Origin of the sequence: Salinicoccus cyprini (assembly GCF_007713705.1) — a bacterium.
Classification (GTDB): Bacteria; Bacillota; Bacilli; order Staphylococcales; family Salinicoccaceae; genus Salinicoccus; species Salinicoccus cyprini.
Map to the genome: position 1 here is coordinate 791,696 of NZ_VMSJ01000001.1, position 17,878 is coordinate 809,573.

Consider the following 17,878-nt stretch of genomic DNA (forward strand, 5'->3'; position numbering starts at 1 on the left):
TTGAGAATACCAGATGAAACAGTAGAAGCAGTTAAACAGGGGACCGACATCACCGAACTGGTTTCCAGTTATATCAAACTGGAAAAGCGCGGGCGAAACTATGTCGGTCTCTGCCCGTTCCATAACGAAAAGACACCGTCCTTTACAGTCAGCCCGGACAAGCAGATATGCCATTGCTTCGGCTGCAAGAAGGGCGGCAACGTGCTCCAGTTCTATATGGAAGTTGAAAATGTATCTTTTGCCGAAGCAGTGCGCAAGCTCGGCAAGCCGCTTGGTGTGGAAATTGCGGCTGCCGAAGAGAGTGCCAGTGACAGCGAAATACAGCTCATCAAGATACATGAATATATGACGGATCTCTACCATCATATACTCATGCACACCAAAGAGGGCGAGGAAGCACTCAAATATCTGGAAGATAGGGGATTCACCCCTGAGATCATCCGCAAGGAGAAGATCGGTATCGCACCCGACATGCGGGACTTCACTAAAAATGCGCTTTCCGATAAGGGGTTCAGTCTGGAGCTTGCCTTCCAGGCCGGCATCATTTCCAGGAATGAAGAGAATTTCTCCTACTATGATCGCTTCAACGGCAGAATAATGATACCGATCCGTAACCACCAGGGCTATATCGTCGGCTACACCGCAAGAAGTGTGGATGGCCGGGAGCCGAAGTACCTTAATACACCGGAGACTTCCATTTTTCAGAAAAGGCGTCTGCTCTATAATTTGAGCGATGCCCGCAAGGATATCAGAAAACAGGATGAAGTCATTCTGATGGAAGGGCACCTCGACATCGTCAAAGTGAAGATGACCAGTGTCGGCAACGTCATCGGCCTGATGGGTACTGCGCTCAGTGAGCAGCATATCCAGTCGCTGAACCGCCTGGCATCGAATGTCACCCTGATGTTCGATGGCGATGATGCCGGCCAGAATGCACAGCTGTCGCTTGGTGCCGATCTGCTTGAAGCCGGCCTCAATGTCTTCGTCATCTCCATGCCGAAAGGGATGGACCCGGACGAATATATCGAAAAGAATGGAAAAGTGGCTTTTGAAAACCTTGTCAAAAATGAAAAACGTCATTACATCCACTTCAAGGCGGAGTACCTGCTTGAAGAGAGCATGAACAATGACATGGCATTTTCGAACAATATCCGCACTTTGACCGAACACCTTAAATACGTCGGAGATCAGGTGATCAAAGACCGTCTGATCCAGCATATCAGCCAGCTCTACAAGGTGGATCGCCAGTCGATCGAGCAGAATGTCCCGACGCCTTCCTATGATCATGCTCCAAGAACGGTGGCGCAGCCACGGCAGAAACAGCCGCCGCTCCGGGAGCGCAAGGAGCGCTATCTGCTGCGTGCACTGATGAAGGATAAGAGTCTTTTGGTGAATTTCGAGAATAATATAGATGAAGAAGTATTAACCACACCTGTTTATTATGTTATATTTAAAGGGTTGTGCAGATATTTTGACAAGTATGATGAATTTGATATATCATCATTCAGCCAATATATTGAAGGAGAGCATTTCAGCAGTGCGATGGAAGTCGACGCTCTGATCATCCATGACGATATCACGACAGAGGAAGTCAATGATTATATAGAAGACTTAAGTGGTATTAGGAATAGTGAGAAAGAGAAGCAGCTCCTGCTTCTCAAGCTGCAGGACGCAGAGAACAGCAATGATGATGAACTCCAGGCAAGATTGGTACAGCAGTTGAACGAAATCAACAGTCGCTATAAAAGGTGAGTGTGAAGTCTGAATAGGAGGGCTTTAAATGGCAGACAAAAATATACAGACAACCGAAACGAAAGATGTCGAACTGTTCACTTCAGTGGAACAAGTCAAAAATCATCTCGTAGAGAAAGGGAAGACACAAGGTCATCTATCCCACGAAGAGATTGCAGATAAATTGTCCAGCTTCGAACTGGATGCAGATGCAATGGACGAGTTTTTCGATGAAATCAATGAAAATGACATCCAGCTGATCAATGAAAAGGATGCAACAGATGCAGATGAAAAGCTTAACCTGCATGATATGAGTGCACCACCGGGTGTAAAGATCAATGACCCGGTCAGAATGTACCTCAAGGAAATCGGACGTGTGGATCTGCTCAGTGCCCAGGAGGAAATCGAACTGGCGAAGCGCATCGAGCAGGGTGACGAAGTGGCAAAAAGCCGGCTGGCCGAAGCCAACCTCCGCCTTGTCGTCAGCATCGCAAAGCGCTACGTCGGTCGCGGCATGCTGTTCCTCGACCTGATCCAGGAAGGAAATATGGGTCTGATCAAGGCCGTTGAGAAGTTCGACTTCTCCAAAGGCTTCAAATTCTCCACCTATGCAACATGGTGGATTAGACAGGCCATCACGCGTGCGATTGCCGACCAGGCGCGTACCATCCGTATACCGGTGCATATGGTCGAGACAATCAACAAGCTGATTCGTGTCCAGCGCCAGCTCCTTCAGGATCTTGGCCGTGAACCGACACCGGAAGAGATTGGTGAAGAAATGGATCTTCCTGCAGACAAAGTCAGGGAAATCCTCAAGATTGCACAGGAGCCAGTCTCCCTTGAAACGCCGATTGGCGAAGAGGATGACAGCCACCTGGGTGATTTCATCGAAGACCAGGAAGCACAGAGCCCATCCGACCATGCAGCATACGAACTGCTTAAGGAACAGCTTGAAGATGTACTCGATACACTTACAGACCGTGAAGAGAATGTATTGAGGCTGAGATTCGGTCTGGATGATGGCAGAACCCGCACACTCGAAGAAGTGGGTAAAGTATTTGGCGTGACACGCGAACGGATCAGACAGATTGAAGCAAAAGCCCTGAGAAAACTGAGACATCCGAGCAGAAGCAAGAGATTGAAAGATTTCATGGATTGATTTTAAGTTTATATGGTGTAATATTTTCGAAAAAATCTTTTGACTTTGCTCATATTTAATATACAATTATAGATGTGAATATGTATATGGATAGAGATTAGGGAGGTTTTTTTATGAATCGTAATCCGATCGTGCCTTTTATACTTATCATCTTCCTTGGCATCGGCCTTGTGTTCTTGCTCTCTTCTCAAGGAGCAACTACTGACGAAGAAGGCGGAGGCGAAGACGTTGCCAGCGAAGAAGGTAGTGGTGAAGGCGGAGAAAGCGCAGGAGGCGAAGGTGGCGGTGCTGCTGCTGGAGACTTTGATGCTGAAGGATTTGCACGTGATAACTGTGCTTCTTGTCACGGTCAGGACTTCTCAGGCGGAATGGGACCTGCACTTGCAGGAACAAGTCTTTCTGTTGAGGAGTTCAGTACTGTAGTAAGAGAAGGTCGTGGTGCTATGCCATCATTCAGTCAGGATCAGATCGCTGACGAACAGTTGACTGCACTTCATGAATTCTTATCAAGCCAATAATCAAATGCAGACTTCCACACGCCTTGTGTGGAAGTTTTTATTTTTATCAGATGGAGGCAACCTAATGCTGGATGAAAGATTACAGAGAGTTTCAGAGTTTATAACAGGCAGAAAAATGCTGGATATCGGTTCGGATCACGCCTATCTTCCCATTGAAGCGGTATCGAGAGGCATCGTCCAGTATGCAATCTGCGGGGAAGTGGTAAAGGGGCCATATGAATCTACAGTCAGGAACATCGAGAGGGAGAACATGACGGACAGAATCGAAGCCAGATTCGGCTCCGGTCTTGAAGTTGCAAAGCCTGAGGACGCTGTCGACACAGTTACCATCTGTGGAATGGGCGGACCGCTCATTGCAGATATTCTTCAGAGTGGCTTTGATCATCTTGGTGGATTCCCGAGACTTGTACTTCAGGCAAACACCCATACATATCCGGTCAGAAAGGTGCTTGTTGCCCTTGGATATGAAATCATCGAGGAGACGGTCATTCAGGATGGCCACCACTTCTATGAGATCATCGTGGCAGAAGAAGGAAGGGCGGATTACAGCGAGACGGCACTTACTTTTGGTCCGATCCTACTCGACAAGCGTGAAGCAGCGTTTATTGAAAAGCTGCAAAGGGAACTTGAACATCAGCAGAACATCTACGAAAGCCTTAAAAATAATTCTTCCAATACGACGAGGCTTGATGAGGTTGCAGCAACGATTCATACGCTGAAAGGAGTGCTTGAACAGTGAAAGTTGGAGAACTGATGACCATACTCGATGAAATTGCACCATTTAAGGATAGCGAAAAATGGGACAACACAGGACTGCTTGTCGGAAACGGTGAAGATGAAGTGACAGGCATATTGACAACGCTCGACTGCGCGCACGAAACAGTGGATGAAGCCATCGAAGTCGGGGCGAACGTCATCATCGCCCATCATCCGCTGATTTTTCCCAACGTCAACCAGGTTGTCGAGTCGGGCGTCGGGGCCGTCATCCGGCATCTGATCAGAAACGACATCTCTCTGATCGCCATGCACACCAATCTTGACCACCAGCCTGAAGGTGTCAGCCATATGATTGCTGCTGTGCTCGGCGTGGCTGAGACGGAAGTACTGATCAAGCATGAGTACTTCTATAAGAAGCTCCGTGTCAATATACCAAAGGAGAATGCCGAACAGCTGAAGCAGGACCTGGTGCACGCTGGTGTCGGCCATCAGGGCGACTACTCGGAATGCTTTTTCCAGTATCCCGTAAAGGGCCAGTTCAGGCCAGGGTATGCCGCCGATCCTCACATCGGCACGCAAGGCGAACTGGAACACGTTGATGAGTACATTGTGGAAGCCATCTTCGAAGCAGCCCATGAGAAACAGGTGATTGAAGCGCTTGTTGCTTCCCATCCGTATGAAGAGCCCGCCTATGATGTACTGACATTGAAAAAGCCGAGTGACAAGGGACTGGGTGTCAAATTCGACTATAGTGGTACGCTTACGGATCTGGTTGCTCTGATCAGGGATAGAACAGGCCATCCGGTCGTCAATGTCGTTGACGCCGGCAACGACGGCATCAAGAAAGTCGGCATCATCGGGGGATCCGGAATGAGCTATATCAGCGAAGCATTTTCGGAAGGGATCGATGTACTGATCACCGGAGATGTTAAATATCATGAAGCATATGATGCCAAACTGGCTGGAAGATCAATTATTGATGCGGGCCACTATATCGAGGCCCTTATGGCAGAAGGAATGAAAAAGCTGATAGAGAAGCGGACGGACATCAGCGTCCACGCCACTGAAATCAATACCAGCCCATTCGAATAGCAGAAGAATGGCCCTCGGAGCTTTGGCTCCGAAGGCCATTTTCTATTCCATGATCTTTACAGGTTTTGCTTTCTTGATTTTCGGCAGTATTTTATCTTTCGGCACCGTCGATACAGGTTCATTCGGTGTCTTTTCATCATAGTCCTTGATATAGTCGATGACTTCCTTGACGATTGGTGTCGGCGTGGAGGCACCAGCTGTAATGGCAACACTGCCGATTCCCTCGAGCCATTCATTCTTAAGTTCACTTAATGAACTGATGCGATGGGCGTTCGTATGTGCAATCTCCTTCGACACTTGCGCGAGCCTGTTGGAGTTGTTGCTTTTCGGATCTCCGACGACAATCAGCAGATCTGCTTCCTTGGCCTGTTCCGCCACTGCTTCCTGGCGTACTTGTGTCGCCAGACAGATCTCCTTATGCACTTCGATATGAGGAAACTGTATTTTCAGCTGATCCATCAGATGGCTGACATCCCATTGGCTCATCGTCGTCTGGTTGGTTACAATCAGCTTCTTATCGATCAGATCGTCCGGCAGTGACTTTACATCGTCGATGGTTTCAACGAGGTGGACATTATCCGGAGCAACGCCGATGGCGCCTTCTGGTTCCGGGTGACCTTTCTTGCCGACATAGATGACGTCATATCCATTGGCCGTCTTCTCCCGGATGAGCTGGTGGGTCACTTCAACGTCCGGACACGTCGCATCGATGCACGTCAGTCCTTTCTCCTTGGCTCTCGCCTTGACCTGCGGAGAGACGCCATGAGCAGTAAAGATAACAGTGCCTTCATCGATGCCTTCCAGAATCTCAAGCCTGTTGGCACCGTCCAGTGTGCGGATGCCATCCTCTTCGAATGCATCTGTAACATGCTTGTTGTGCACGATCATGCCGAGTATATATATTGGTCGGGGCAGCGTCTTGTCCATGGACGCATTCCTGGCAATCACCATTGCATCCACAACACCATAACAGTACCCGCGCGGGCTAATTTTAATAATATCCATGAAGTCTATTCCTCCCTTGATTCCATTATAACCAAAATCCCACAATTTTTAAATCATCACGCAGTATGAATGATGTGTGGCTTAACACCTTCTTTTCAGTTATAATATAAGCTGAGTTTATTAAAGAAATCAGGTGAAACCATGAGTAGTGCTTTTAAAAGGTTCCAATTCAGCGATCAGATGCTGAATGCAATCGAACGCATAAATTTTACACACCCCACCCTGGTACAGGAGCGTGTGATACCAAAAGTATTCAAAAAAGAAAACGTCGTGGCACAATCAGAGACAGGGAGTGGCAAGTCCCACTCATTCCTGCTGCCGATCGTCCATGAAATCGATACGGAGAAATCCCATACACAGGCAGTCATACTTGCACCGACAAGAGAACTGGCCAAACAGCTCTATCAGATGACGAATGAACTGCTGGAATCCTTCCCGGAAATCAGTGCAGCCGCCTTCATCGGAGGGACGGACATCGAGCGGGATGTACAGAAGGCATCGAAGTCCCCGCACATCGTAATCGGGACACCGACGCGCATCAAGGACCTGAGGGATAAAGGGGGATTGAATCTCCATGCGGTCGAGAGTCTGGTCATAGACGAAGCAGACCTGATGATCGATCTCGGCTTCCTCGAACAGATCGACAGCATCGCGTCGACTGTCAGTGAATCCTGCCAGTTCCTCGTCTTCTCGGCCACCATTCCGGAAGCTTTGAGGATCTTTCTCAGAAAGTACATTGGTGAGACCGAAATCATCATCATCGACCAGCCGAAGAACAAGGCGTCGATCCATTACAGCCTTGTGCCTGTAAAAGGGGACGACAAAGCTGGGAAAGTACTCGCTCTGACAAGGAATATCACGCCGTACATCGGCCTGATATTCGCCAATTCGAAAGATCGTGCAGACGAACTGTTCGAATATCTCAACAGCAATGGCGTCAATGTCGGCCTCTTCCATGGAGGTCTGAAACCGAGGGAACGGACGAAGGAGATCAAGAAGATCCGTGAGCTTGAATACGTCTGGGTCGTCGCGAGTGATCTCGCAGCGAGAGGCCTCGATATTGATGGTGCATCGCATGTCATCAATTTTGATATTCCCAAGGATATTGAATTCTTTACACACCGCGTCGGTCGTGTCGGCAGAGGCGAGTACACCGGCAATGCAATTACGCTCTATACCCCGGATGAGGAGTATCTGGTCAATGCACTGGAGAGCAAAGGCTACAAGTTTGTTCATGAAGATATCCGCAAAGGCGAACTTGTTGAAATAAAATCCAGAACCCAGCGTGCCAGAAGGAAGCGCCAGGAAGGCAATCTCGAGAGCCAGCTTTCACACAGAGTGAAAAAACCGAAGAAGGTCAAGCCGGGCTACCGACGGAAGATGAAATACGAACTTGATACACTGAAAAAGCAGGAACGGATGAAACATGCGAAGAGCAGAAAGAAAAAAAGATAGCAACATAGAAAGGTGAATGAGATGCTGATAGGATCACATGTTTCCATGAGTGGAAAGAAAATGCTCGAGGCGGCAAGCATATCCGCAAAGAGCTACGGGGCGAACACATTCATGATCTACACGGGTGCGCCCCAGAATACAAGAAGAAAAAAAGTGGAAGATCTGAACATCGAAGCCGGGAAGCGGCATATGGCCGACAATGGCATTTCTAATATTGTCGTCCATGCACCATACATCATCAACATTGCGAACTCTGAACGTGAAGGTGTATTCGACCACGGCGTCGAATTTCTGCAGGAAGAGATTGTACGTACCGAACACCTCGGTGCCAAGCAGATTGTGCTGCACCCGGGCAGCCATGTCGGCACAGGCGCCGAGCGTGGCATCCAGTCCATCATCGAAGGACTGAATGAAGTACTGACGAACGACCATGATGTCCAGATTGCCCTTGAGACGATGGCAGGCAAAGGTTCGGAAGTCGGGCGCACTTTCGAAGAGCTTGCCGAAATCATCAATGGGGTGACAAACAACGAGCGCCTGAGTGTATGTTTCGATACGTGCCACGTCCACGACGCGGGATATGATATCGTCAATGATTTTGATGGCGTACTCGAATCATTCGACCGCATCGTCGGCAAAGACCGGATCAAAGTACTGCACATCAACGACTCGAAAAATGAAGTCGGCGCACATAAGGACCGTCACGAAAATATCGGTTTCGGCCATATCGGTTTTGATGCACTCTCCTATATCATCAACCATCCAGAGTTCGAAGCTGTACCCAAGATTCTTGAAACACCGTTTGTCGGACCGAACAAGAAAAGCAGAATGGCACCATACAAGCATGAGATTGAAATGATCAGAAGCGGCCAGTTCAACCCTTCCCTTAAAGAAGAGATCAATCCGATGATGATCGAGCAGGAACAGCATTAATGGAGGACCAGGATACTCGGGTGGGTATCCTGGTTTTACTTCGTAATCATTCCTATTTACAAAACGTAACGATTCCTTTATAATACTGTAATGATTAAAAATAAAGGAGACAACGTGATGGAACATCCGATATTTGAACTGAAAAATATCTCCTACACTTATAAAGATAAACTCGAAACCACACCTGCTCTTAGAAATATCAACCTGAAAGTCCATGAAGGCGACTTTGTTGCACTTGTCGGACCGAACGGTTCAGGCAAGACGACACTGCTGAAGCTGATACTCGGTGTACTTCGGCTGCAGACGGGCGAAATCAACATCAATGGCAAGAGCATACGCGCCTATCAGTCCTGGCAGGAGGTCGGCTACGTATCACAGAAGTCCAACAGTTTCAGCAAAGGATTTCCTGCGACAGTGGGGGAAGTCGTGCTCAGCGGTCTGACAAAAGAAAAAGGGCTGTTCAAGCGTTTCAACAGAAACGACCGCCAGAAGCTGAAGGAAGTCCTCGAGCTGTTGAATATCAGCCATCTCGAGAACAAGAACATATCCCTCTTGTCCGGTGGACAGACGCAGCGTGTCTTCATTGCAAGAGCCCTGATCAATAACCCGTCGATTCTTGTACTGGATGAGCCGACTGTCGGCATCGATGCCAAGCACGTAAAGGAATTCTATGATGTACTATTCAAGCTTAAATCCCAGTCGGTGACGATTCTGCTCGTCACCCATGATATCGGAGTTGTCGTCGATCATGCGGATGAAGTGGCATGTCTGAATGAGCACCTTCATTTCCATGGTACCAATAATGAGTTCAAAAACCTTGGTGAGGCCGAACTTTCCAAAATCTACGGTTTCCCGCTGCAACTTGTCAGTCATGACCATGAAAGGAGTACTACCAGTGATACAGGCGCTTATTGACTATGATTTCATCCGCTACTCTTTCATCAGTGGTCTGATTGCAGGGCTTATTGCACCATTGATCGGCACGTTCATCGTCATCAGAAGACTATCTTTGATTGCTGATGCCCTGAGCCACGTGACACTCGGCGGCATTACGTTTGGCGTCTATCTTTCGTCACTCGTCGGCATGACGATCAATCCGCTGATTACAGGCATTGTATTTTCGGTATTCGGTGCACTCGGCATTGAACGTCTGCGCAGTGTATATAAGCACTACCAGGAACTTGCCATACCGATCATCATGAGCTTCGGCGTGGCACTCAGTGTGCTGTTCCTGTCCCTGGCTGACGGCTTCAACCAGGATCTGTTCGGGTACCTCTTCGGCAGCATCAGTGCAGTACAGTTCTTCGATCTCATCCTGATTGCAGTGATCGGCATCGTTGTCCTCATCTTCATCTATCTGCTATATAAGGAAATGTTTCTTGTTTCATTTGACGAAGAGTATGCAGATGTCATGAACATCAGCAAGTGGATCCACTTCCTGTTCATCATCGTTGTCGCACTCGTCATCAGTGCGTCAATGCGGATTGTCGGCATACTGCTTGTCAGTGCCCTGATGACATTGCCTGTGGCAGCAGCAATGCGTGTGACTTCAAGCTTCAAGCAGCTGATGGTCATGAGTGTCGTATTCGGTGAACTGGCTGTGATTGCCGGCCTGTTCATGAGTTTCCACCTGGATGTCTCTCCAGGTGGCACAATCGTACTTGTTTCCCTCGCACTGCTTGCCGTAACCATTATTCTTGACCGGATAGGAGTGAAGCGACGTGGCCAACCAACTGAATCAGTATAAAGATAAACTGAAGGAGAACAGTCTCAAGATCACGCAGAAAAGAATGCGCATGATCGAGCTGTTCCTCGACGAAAACAGATATCTGAGTGCCAAAGATGTCCAGGAGCTGCTGAAGGACGAGTATCCGGACATCAGCTATGATACAATCTACCGCAACCTGTACACCCTGAAAGATATCAATGTGCTGGAGCAGACAACACTATCAGGCGAGATGCACTATAAAATTTCATGCACAACACACCACCATCATCATTTCATCTGTGACGAATGCGGCGTGACACGAGTCATCCACTACTGTCCGGTGCAGCAATGGGAGAATGAGCTGGATGATGTTGAAATCAGAAACCATAAAGTGGAACTGTATGGCCTATGCGGCGAATGCAAGAAGACCAGGACTTAAAAGTTCTGGTCTTTTTTATGTTGACACCACTGTACATATTGTATATATTAAGTATATACAATATAAACGGAGGTGATGCGATGAACATCCGAATATCAAATCAAAGCGATATCCCCATCTATGAACAGCTGAAAGGGGAGATCATCCGGCTGATCATGAATGGTGAGCTGAGACCAGGAGACCCCCTGCTGTCGATGCGCTCACTCGCCAAGGAACTGAGTATCAGCATCATTACCACCAAACGGGCCTATCAGGATCTCGAAGCATCCGGCTACGTATATTCTGTCGTCGGCAAGGGCACATTCGTCAGTGAACAGAATGCTGAAAACAGAAGAGAGCAGGTACTTGTAGAAATTGAGAAGAAGATCCAGGACCTGCTGAAGACAGCCAGACAGATCGACCTTTCCGTAGAAGAACTTGCAGAAATGATCAAAGTCATGGAGGATGAGGACAAATGAATGCAATCACTGTCACAGGACTGAATAAAAGTATGGGCGGTTTCAAGCTGGAAGACGTTGATATGAATATTAGGAAGGGCTACATTACAGGACTGATCGGTGAGAACGGTGCGGGCAAGTCCACAGTAATCAATCATATATTGTCATTGAAAAAGCAGGATAGTGGAGATATCAATGTGCTTGATCAGGATCAGGAAGAAGAAAGAACAGAGCTGCTGAATCAGATTGGCCTGGTATTTGCCGAAGACCGGCTGCCACAGAATGTGACACCAGGCAGATTGAGCAGACTGCTCCACACTTTCTATGACGAATGGAACAATGAAACATTCCAAACGTACTTGCAGACATTTAATGTCAAAACAGACAGGAAAATAAAATATCTGTCCACTGGCGAGAAAGTCAAACTTTCCATTGCCATTGCACTGAGCCATAATGCAGAGCTCCTGATTCTGGATGAGCCGACGTCCAATCTCGATCCGACATTCCGCATGGAACTGCTTGAAATACTGCAGGAACTGATGATTGATGAGGAGATGACAATTCTTTTCAGTACGCATATCACATCCGACCTTGATAGGATTGCCGATTACATCATCATGATCGATGACGGAAAGAAACTGTTCGAAATGGAGAAGGAAGCGCTGTTTGAGACTTACAGGAAAGTGAAGGGCAGCATGGACATGCTTGACGATGAGACCGAATCGCTGCTCATCGGTACGACAAGGAATTCACTTGGCTTTGAAGGAATGTCGAAAGAATACGAAGCGTTCCGGGAATTGTATGGAAATAAAGTTGTAGTGGAGCCTATTACAATAGATGAAATCATGTACTACATCAAAAAGGAGAAAAGGGGTTTTGATCATGTATAAGCAGCTTGTGCTGAATCTTTTCCATTCCAGATGGATCTGGTATGTCGGTATTGCGACTATCATCATAAATGTCATTACAGCTCTGCTGCCATCGGATGTCCAGCCGATCATTCTGCAGTTTACAAGCATATTGAACTTTGTTTCAATCATATTTACAACCTCGTCGTATTTGAGCATCCATGATTTTATGAGAAAAAATAACAACCATCATTTTTTCTATACACTGCCGAATAACAAGAAGGAAATGCTGAAAGGGGAGTATGTCTATTACATCATGATGCTGATTCTGACTTCACTGATTGCAGGGAGCTACCTCACCACAACTAAAGAGATGTACTATATCTATGGATTTATAATGATTATAGGTGTCAGCCTGATTGTGATGAATCTGTACTACTTCGGCTTTGTGAAATACTGGATGCGCTACGTCTTTACAGGATACTTCCTCTATGGAGTGCCAGTAATCATCACTTATTTCTTTCATTTCCTACCTTTAATAAACGTCAATGAAATGGATCGCACATTACCCGGTTTCGATATATTTCTATATCACGTCCCAATCTATACGCTCGCTATCGGCATCATCATGTTTGTTGCGACATACTTCATCAACAGGCGTAACATTACCAAATATGACATGATATAAAAGAAGTCCTCCAAACCAAAGTTTGGAGGACTTCTCATTTCTCTATCTATTTAGCAGCTTCTGCTTCTTCTTTTGTCTTGCGTTCTTTTTCGTAGTGTTCTTCTGCAAGGATATCGATTTCCTTCTTCAGTTCCTCGACCATAATCTCCTCCGGCACTTTTCTTACCGTTTTGCCATGCATGAAGAGGAGTCCCTCGCCACGCGCACCGGCGATGCCGATGTCTGCTTCGCGTGCTTCACCTGGTCCGTTGACCGCACAGCCGAGTACCGCCACTTTGAGCGGTGCCTTGATGGTGGAGATGTACTCCTCGACTTCGTTCGCAATGGAAATCAGGTCGATTTCGATACGGCCGCAGGTCGGGCAGGCGATGAGTGTCGCTGCGTTGCTTGCGAGGCCATAGCTTTTCAGCAGTTCCTTCGCTACTTTGATCTCTTCGACCGGATCGGCAGAAAGTGAGATGCGCATCGTGTTGCCGATGCCTTTGGAGATGATGGCACCGAGTCCGGCAGCACTTTTTACGGTACCGGCAAACAGTGTACCACTTTCCGTAATACCGAGGTGGAGCGGATAGTCGAATGCTTTCGCCGCTTTCTCGTACGCTTCGATTGCCAGGTTGACGTCCGATGCCTTCATAGACACGATGATGTCATGGAAGTCGAGGTCTTCGAGTATCTTGATGTGGTGCAGAGCACTCTCGACCATGCCGTCGGCTGTCGGATAGCCATATTTCTTGATGATGTGGCGTTCAAGACTTCCGGCATTGACGCCGATACGGATCGGAATGCCTTTGGCCTTGCAGGCTTCAACGACTGCTTCGACTTTCTCACGCTTACCGATGTTACCCGGGTTGATACGGATCTTGTCCGCACCGCCTTCAACAGCAAGCAGTGCGAGTTTATAATCAAAGTGAATATCTACAACAAGTGGAATGTTAATCTGTTTTTTTATTTCCGGGATAGCCAGTGCATCTTCTTCTTTAGGACATGCGACACGTACAATCTGACATCCTGCTTCTTCTAGACGAAGAATTTCCGCGACTGTTGCTTCGACATCGTGAGTTTTCGTCGTCGTCATGCTCTGGATGATGATTTGATCGGCACCGCCAATGGTGACATCGCCGACTTTGACCGGTCTTGTATTAGTACGGTGTGTAATTTGAGACATAACCAAACTCCTCATATTATATGATTCTCTAAATCAATAGCTATTATACTAGATATGAAATAAAAATGTAAACGTTGCGCCTTCCAAAGGCATCTATTTCATTGCAGGAAGCTTCCTATAATAATGGAAGTAGAAGGGTAGTGTGGCCAGGTAGATCCACCATGGAGTCAATCCTGCAGCCAGCTGAATGCCGATTATCGGTATCAGTGCCAGGACAGTGGCAAAGGTGGAAAATTTGAACCAGTTCATGAACCGTGACTTTTTCCTGAGTACGGAGGAGATGAGATGCATGGCATAAACTCCGATGGACAGAAGTATGACGGCAAAGAACATGATGACTGCTGTATAGAAGACGACATAGACAGCGACATAGAAATAGAGGCTTGAAGTCTGCTGCTCGATGAATGTTTCAAGATCCTCATTGTTTTCGACCTGGCTGATATATGAATAGTCGAAGCCACCTCCCTGTACATCCCGTATGTATATGCCGTCTTTCAGAAATCCGATGAGAACCTCCCGGTCCGCACCGGTCATATCCCCGGTAGATCTACTTCCGCTGAATAGGATACTGCTGCCGTGGATCTGGATGGTCTTTGATTCCCCGACATATTCGCCATCCACAATGGAAAACTCGGGTATCTCGGACTCGATGCTGGTGAGACTCGTTGTGGCGCTGACACTCTGGAATAATGAAATGATATTCGGCAGGGCGATCATCAACGAGATGAGCAGTATATTAATGAGCATATGCTTGAAATTGGCAGTTCGGAAAAGGGGGTACTTGTTGAGAGTCAAAAATCTTTTATAGAAAGTAAAAAATTTCATTACGTCACGCTTCTTTCTGATACTTGGATGTTTCCTGTGGCTTTCAAATTCATACCATGGTCTGAAAAGTACGATGGAAACAGGCAATACATTTGTTATTTTAACATCGAATTGATATATTTGGTATGTAAACAATTAACTATGGAGGGGAATTAACTATGGCTTTTGAACTACCAGAACTACCTTATGCATACGATGCATTGGAACCTAACATTGACAAAGAAACTATGGAAATTCACCACACAAAGCACCACAACACTTATGTAACAAAACTGAATGATGCAGTAAAAGGTACGGACCTTGAAAACAAGTCCATTGAAGAAATCATCAGCAACCTTGACTCTGTTCCTGAAGACAAGAAGACTGCAGTGAGAAACAATGGTGGTGGTCACCTGAACCACTCCATGTTCTGGCAGCTGCTTACTCCGGAATCCAAAGAAGTTTCCGGTGAAATCAAAGATGCAATCGAATCCAAATTCGGTTCTTTCGACAAGTTCAAAGAAGAATTTGAGGCTGCAGGCGCAGCACGTTTCGGTTCAGGCTGGGCTTGGCTCGTTGTAAACAACGGAGAGCTTGAAATTGTCTCCACACCTAACCAGGACAATCCTGTTTCAGATGGCAAGACACCAATTCTTGGCGTAGACGTATGGGAGCACGCATACTACCTGAAATATCAGAACAAGCGTCCTGAATATCTGAAGGCATTCTGGAATGTCGTCAACTGGGACAAGGTAAACGAACTCTACAGCAATGCAAAATAATTTTTATTATCAGAGCGGGGATTCCCGCTCTTTTTTTGTTTGTTTTCAATTTCCCTCATGATTATGTGGTAGAATAGCGATACATATTTTAAGTGGAAGAAGGAATGAGTGGAATTGAAACGTGCAAAAACAAAAAGCCTTGAGGCGATAAATAGGCAAGTCATGAAATCAAGGATCAACATCATCATGCTGATTGTATTTCTGCTCTGTCTACTTCTCATATTCCGCCTCGGCTACCTCCAGATTGTAAAAGGTGATGAGTATCAGGAGGAAATTGCCAATGAGCAGTACGTGGAAATCAACCAGAGTGTACCCAGAGGCGAAATATATGATAGAAATGGCAACCTGCTGGTCGGAAATGCCTCAAAGAAGGCGATCTATTTTACACGTCATAGAAATATGGCATCCGGTGAAATTATGGATGTCGCAGCTGAACTCAGTACATATCTTGATATGGAGACAGAAAACCTGTCTTTAAGGGACAAGCAGGACTACCTGATCAGCATGTACCCTGACGAAGTCGAGGCACTGATGTCAAATGAGCAGACACTGCTTGATAATGGCAACATCTCACAGGAACAGTTCAACCAGGAGCTCTACCAGCGTATTACTGAAGAACAGATTTCAGGCATCCTTACTGAAGAAGATCTGAACACAATCGCCATCTATGTCGAAATGGTCAATGCACGTGAACTGAATCCAGTCGTTGTAAAAAGTGATGGGGTGACGGAAGAGGAGTTCGCAGAAATCAATGAGTCGCTTGATTCGCTGGAAGGGATATCGACTGGCATGGACTGGGAACGGGACTACCCTTATGGTGATACACTCCGTACCGTTCTCGGGGAAGTATCATCCTCCGAGGAGGGGCTGCCGAGAGAACTGCTGGACTATTATATGGCACGTGGCTACTCCCGTAATGACAGGGTAGGCAAGACCTATCTCGAATACCAGTACGAAAATATACTGCGCGGCAAAAAGGAGCAGGTCAAATTCACAACAGACAAATCAGGAGAAATCATCAATCGTGAGGTTGCGATTCGAGGAGAGCCGGGTGACAATCTTTATTTGACTATCGATATCGATCTTCAGCTCGAACTGGAGGCACTGGCCGAGCACCATCTCACTTCTTTGCGGGATATGGCAGAGGAGATACAGGAGAGAAACAGCAGAACCGGGGAAATCGACTATACCATCATCCCTGAATATCTGGATACGGTTGTACTTGTCGTACAGGATCCAAATAACGGGGATATACTTGCCATGGTCGGGAAGCAGCTGGATGATGAAGGCAATATCATCGATTATCACTACGGTGCGCTGACATCGACCTATGCCGTGGGATCTTCAGTGAAAGGAGCCACGGTCGCCACAGGCTATCAGAATGAGGTCATCGAACCAGGAGAGACGCTGATTGATGAACCACTGGACTTCGCAGGCGGAACCCAGACGATCAGTTCCTTCTTCAATAGAACCGGGCAGGTGGCGATTGATGATCAGGAAGCACTGATGGTATCATCAAACGTCTATATGATGAAAATTGCTCTACGGCTTGCAGGTCTGGAATACCAGAGTGGCATGTCATTACCGACCGGCATAGGAGATGCAGCGAACACACTCAGGAACGGTCTCAACCAGTTCGGCCTCGGTGTGTCGACGGGGATCGATCTGCCGAATGAAGCAGTGGGTCTCAGTCCTGACCTCTCCAACAGTCCGGGAAGCTATCTGAACTTGTCGATCGGACAGTATGATACGTATTCAGCACTGCAGCTGTCGCAATATGTATCTACAATTGCAAATGGCGGTAATAGGGTGGGGCTTCATATGGCCAAGGAAGTACGTGAAGGGGATGCGAATGAAGCGGGTGCTGTGCTCCAGTCCTTCAATGGACAGGTGCTCAATACAGTCAGATTCTCACCCGCCGAACTGTCCCAGATCCATGCAGGATTCTACGACGTCTTCAATACCCACGACACTTCTACAGACCGATACGGTACGGGCTGGGATGCCTACCATGAACTTGAGCCGAAAGCGGCCGGTAAAACAGGTACTGCAGAAGCAGTATATAATGGGGACAATGTACTGAACCAGACCTATACCGGCTATGCTCCATACGACAATCCGGAAATGGCATTTTCAATCATCTTCCCGCATATGCCTTATACCGTTCCATTCTTCCCCGCACAGTATCTCGGCAGGGATGTTGTAAACAAATACTATGAAATCTATCGTGAGCAGGCGCCTGTCGAACCATACCAGTACGATACGGATGCTTTCTATGCAAGACTGTCATATGGCAGCTATTGAATACAGACCCGGAGTTGAAGTATATCTTCAACTCCGGGATTTTTTTCGATTAGTTTGTTTTTAAACCACATTTACTTAATCTTTACAAACCAT

General features: G+C 47.1%; 18 protein-coding genes. 15 read left to right on the top strand and 3 right to left on the bottom strand.

Annotated elements, in window-relative coordinates:
• The 5 genes from dnaG (at position 1) to FO441_RS03925 (ending at position 5,217) form a co-directional block, all read left to right on the top strand.
• Positions 1-1,752, top strand: coding sequence for a DNA primase (gene dnaG / locus FO441_RS03905; RefSeq protein WP_145286052.1), 1,752 nt, complete (start codon positions 1-3; stop codon positions 1,750-1,752).
• Positions 1,753-1,780: 28 nt separating this feature from the next.
• Positions 1,781-2,890 carry an RNA polymerase sigma factor RpoD gene (gene rpoD / locus FO441_RS03910; protein WP_145286055.1) on the top strand — a complete coding sequence of 370 codons (1,110 nt, stop codon included), beginning with the start codon at positions 1,781-1,783 and terminating at the stop codon, positions 2,888-2,890.
• Positions 2,891-3,003: 113 nt separating this feature from the next.
• Complete coding sequence (locus FO441_RS03915; protein ID WP_145286057.1) at positions 3,004-3,408, top strand: c-type cytochrome; 405 nt, start codon at positions 3,004-3,006, stop codon at positions 3,406-3,408.
• A 64-nt stretch (positions 3,409-3,472) separates the two neighbouring features.
• A complete protein-coding gene (locus FO441_RS03920) occupies positions 3,473-4,147 on the top strand; it encodes a tRNA (adenine(22)-N(1))-methyltransferase (protein WP_145286059.1) in 675 nt (224 codons plus the stop codon).
• Positions 4,144-5,217, top strand: coding sequence for a Nif3-like dinuclear metal center hexameric protein (locus tag FO441_RS03925; RefSeq protein ID WP_145286062.1), 1,074 nt, complete (start codon positions 4,144-4,146; stop codon positions 5,215-5,217). Before FO441_RS03920 ends, FO441_RS03925 begins: the two co-directional genes overlap by 4 nt.
• Positions 5,218-5,259: 42 nt before the next feature.
• Here the strand turns inward: FO441_RS03925 and FO441_RS03930 are convergent, their stop codons facing one another.
• Positions 5,260-6,222: a 4-hydroxy-3-methylbut-2-enyl diphosphate reductase gene (locus FO441_RS03930; protein ID WP_145286065.1), complete on the bottom strand. Its 963-nt coding sequence runs from the start codon at positions 6,220-6,222 to the stop codon at positions 5,260-5,262.
• A 141-nt stretch (positions 6,223-6,363) separates the two neighbouring features.
• Between FO441_RS03930 and FO441_RS03935 the strand changes: the two genes are divergently transcribed.
• The 8 genes from FO441_RS03935 to FO441_RS03970 all read left to right on the top strand — a co-directional run bounded on the left by FO441_RS03935 (position 6,364) and on the right by FO441_RS03970 (position 12,730).
• Complete coding sequence (locus tag FO441_RS03935; RefSeq protein WP_145286068.1) at positions 6,364-7,677, top strand: DEAD/DEAH box helicase; 1,314 nt, start codon at positions 6,364-6,366, stop codon at positions 7,675-7,677.
• A gap of 21 nt (positions 7,678-7,698) precedes the next feature.
• Complete coding sequence (locus tag FO441_RS03940; RefSeq protein ID WP_145286070.1) at positions 7,699-8,610, top strand: deoxyribonuclease IV; 912 nt, start codon at positions 7,699-7,701, stop codon at positions 8,608-8,610.
• Positions 8,611-8,727: 117 nt separating this feature from the next.
• Entirely contained in the window at positions 8,728-9,525 is a 798-nt protein-coding gene (locus FO441_RS03945) for a metal ABC transporter ATP-binding protein (protein WP_145286073.1), read from the top strand.
• A complete protein-coding gene (locus tag FO441_RS03950; RefSeq protein WP_145286076.1) occupies positions 9,506-10,357 on the top strand; it encodes a metal ABC transporter permease in 852 nt (283 codons plus the stop codon). The genes FO441_RS03945 and FO441_RS03950 overlap by 20 nt, the downstream gene beginning before the upstream one ends.
• Complete coding sequence (locus FO441_RS03955; protein ID WP_145286077.1) at positions 10,332-10,757, top strand: Fur family transcriptional regulator; 426 nt, start codon at positions 10,332-10,334, stop codon at positions 10,755-10,757. Before FO441_RS03950 ends, FO441_RS03955 begins: the two co-directional genes overlap by 26 nt.
• An 80-nt stretch (positions 10,758-10,837) precedes the next feature.
• Complete coding sequence (locus FO441_RS03960) at positions 10,838-11,215, top strand: GntR family transcriptional regulator (RefSeq protein WP_145286080.1); 378 nt, start codon at positions 10,838-10,840, stop codon at positions 11,213-11,215.
• A complete protein-coding gene (locus FO441_RS03965; protein WP_145286084.1) occupies positions 11,212-12,084 on the top strand; it encodes an ABC transporter ATP-binding protein in 873 nt (290 codons plus the stop codon). Before FO441_RS03960 ends, FO441_RS03965 begins: the two co-directional genes overlap by 4 nt.
• Complete coding sequence (locus FO441_RS03970; protein ID WP_145286087.1) at positions 12,077-12,730, top strand: hypothetical protein; 654 nt, start codon at positions 12,077-12,079, stop codon at positions 12,728-12,730. Before FO441_RS03965 ends, FO441_RS03970 begins: the two co-directional genes overlap by 8 nt.
• A 46-nt stretch (positions 12,731-12,776) precedes the next feature.
• On the opposite strand, the gene ispG is transcribed toward FO441_RS03970, so the two are convergent.
• Positions 12,777-13,895, bottom strand: coding sequence for a flavodoxin-dependent (E)-4-hydroxy-3-methylbut-2-enyl-diphosphate synthase (gene ispG, locus FO441_RS03975; protein WP_145286090.1), 1,119 nt, complete (start codon positions 13,893-13,895; stop codon positions 12,777-12,779).
• Between the two features lie 93 nt (positions 13,896-13,988).
• Positions 13,989-14,720, bottom strand: coding sequence for a DUF1189 family protein (locus tag FO441_RS03980; protein ID WP_145286093.1), 732 nt, complete (start codon positions 14,718-14,720; stop codon positions 13,989-13,991).
• Between the two features lie 158 nt (positions 14,721-14,878).
• Between FO441_RS03980 and FO441_RS03985 the strand changes: the two genes are divergently transcribed.
• Both FO441_RS03985 and FO441_RS03990 read left to right on the top strand, forming a co-directional pair.
• Positions 14,879-15,481 (top strand): superoxide dismutase, encoded by a 603-nt coding sequence (locus FO441_RS03985; protein WP_145286096.1) that lies wholly within the window; start codon positions 14,879-14,881, stop codon positions 15,479-15,481.
• 108 nt (positions 15,482-15,589) lie between these two features.
• Positions 15,590-17,785, top strand: a complete 2,196-nt coding sequence (locus tag FO441_RS03990; RefSeq protein WP_425473442.1) for a peptidoglycan D,D-transpeptidase FtsI family protein — start codon at positions 15,590-15,592, stop codon at positions 17,783-17,785.
• The last annotated feature ends 93 nt before the right edge of the window (positions 17,786-17,878 follow it).

What these genes read in the sequence shown, in the direction of transcription:
- FO441_RS03960 (WP_145286080.1), top strand. Translation starts at nt 10,838, where the DNA reads ATGAACATCCGAATATCAAATCAAAGCGATATCCCCATCTATGAACAG.
- FO441_RS03965 (WP_145286084.1), top strand. Translation starts at nt 11,212, where the DNA reads ATGAATGCAATCACTGTCACAGGACTGAATAAAAGTATGGGCGGTTTC.
- FO441_RS03945 (WP_145286073.1), top strand. Translation starts at nt 8,728, where the DNA reads ATGGAACATCCGATATTTGAACTGAAAAATATCTCCTACACTTATAAA.
- rpoD (WP_145286055.1), top strand. Translation starts at nt 1,781, where the DNA reads ATGGCAGACAAAAATATACAGACAACCGAAACGAAAGATGTCGAACTG.
- ispG (WP_145286090.1), bottom strand. Translation starts at nt 13,895, where the DNA reads ATGTCTCAAATTACACACCGTACTAATACAAGACCGGTCAAAGTCGGC.
- FO441_RS03940 (WP_145286070.1), top strand. Translation starts at nt 7,699, where the DNA reads ATGCTGATAGGATCACATGTTTCCATGAGTGGAAAGAAAATGCTCGAG.
- FO441_RS03930 (WP_145286065.1), bottom strand. Translation starts at nt 6,222, where the DNA reads ATGGATATTATTAAAATTAGCCCGCGCGGGTACTGTTATGGTGTTGTG.
- FO441_RS03920 (WP_145286059.1), top strand. Translation starts at nt 3,473, where the DNA reads ATGCTGGATGAAAGATTACAGAGAGTTTCAGAGTTTATAACAGGCAGA.
- FO441_RS03985 (WP_145286096.1), top strand. Translation starts at nt 14,879, where the DNA reads ATGGCTTTTGAACTACCAGAACTACCTTATGCATACGATGCATTGGAA.
- FO441_RS03935 (WP_145286068.1), top strand. Translation starts at nt 6,364, where the DNA reads ATGAGTAGTGCTTTTAAAAGGTTCCAATTCAGCGATCAGATGCTGAAT.
- FO441_RS03915 (WP_145286057.1), top strand. Translation starts at nt 3,004, where the DNA reads ATGAATCGTAATCCGATCGTGCCTTTTATACTTATCATCTTCCTTGGC.
- FO441_RS03980 (WP_145286093.1), bottom strand. Translation starts at nt 14,720, where the DNA reads ATGAAATTTTTTACTTTCTATAAAAGATTTTTGACTCTCAACAAGTAC.
- FO441_RS03970 (WP_145286087.1), top strand. Translation starts at nt 12,077, where the DNA reads ATGTATAAGCAGCTTGTGCTGAATCTTTTCCATTCCAGATGGATCTGG.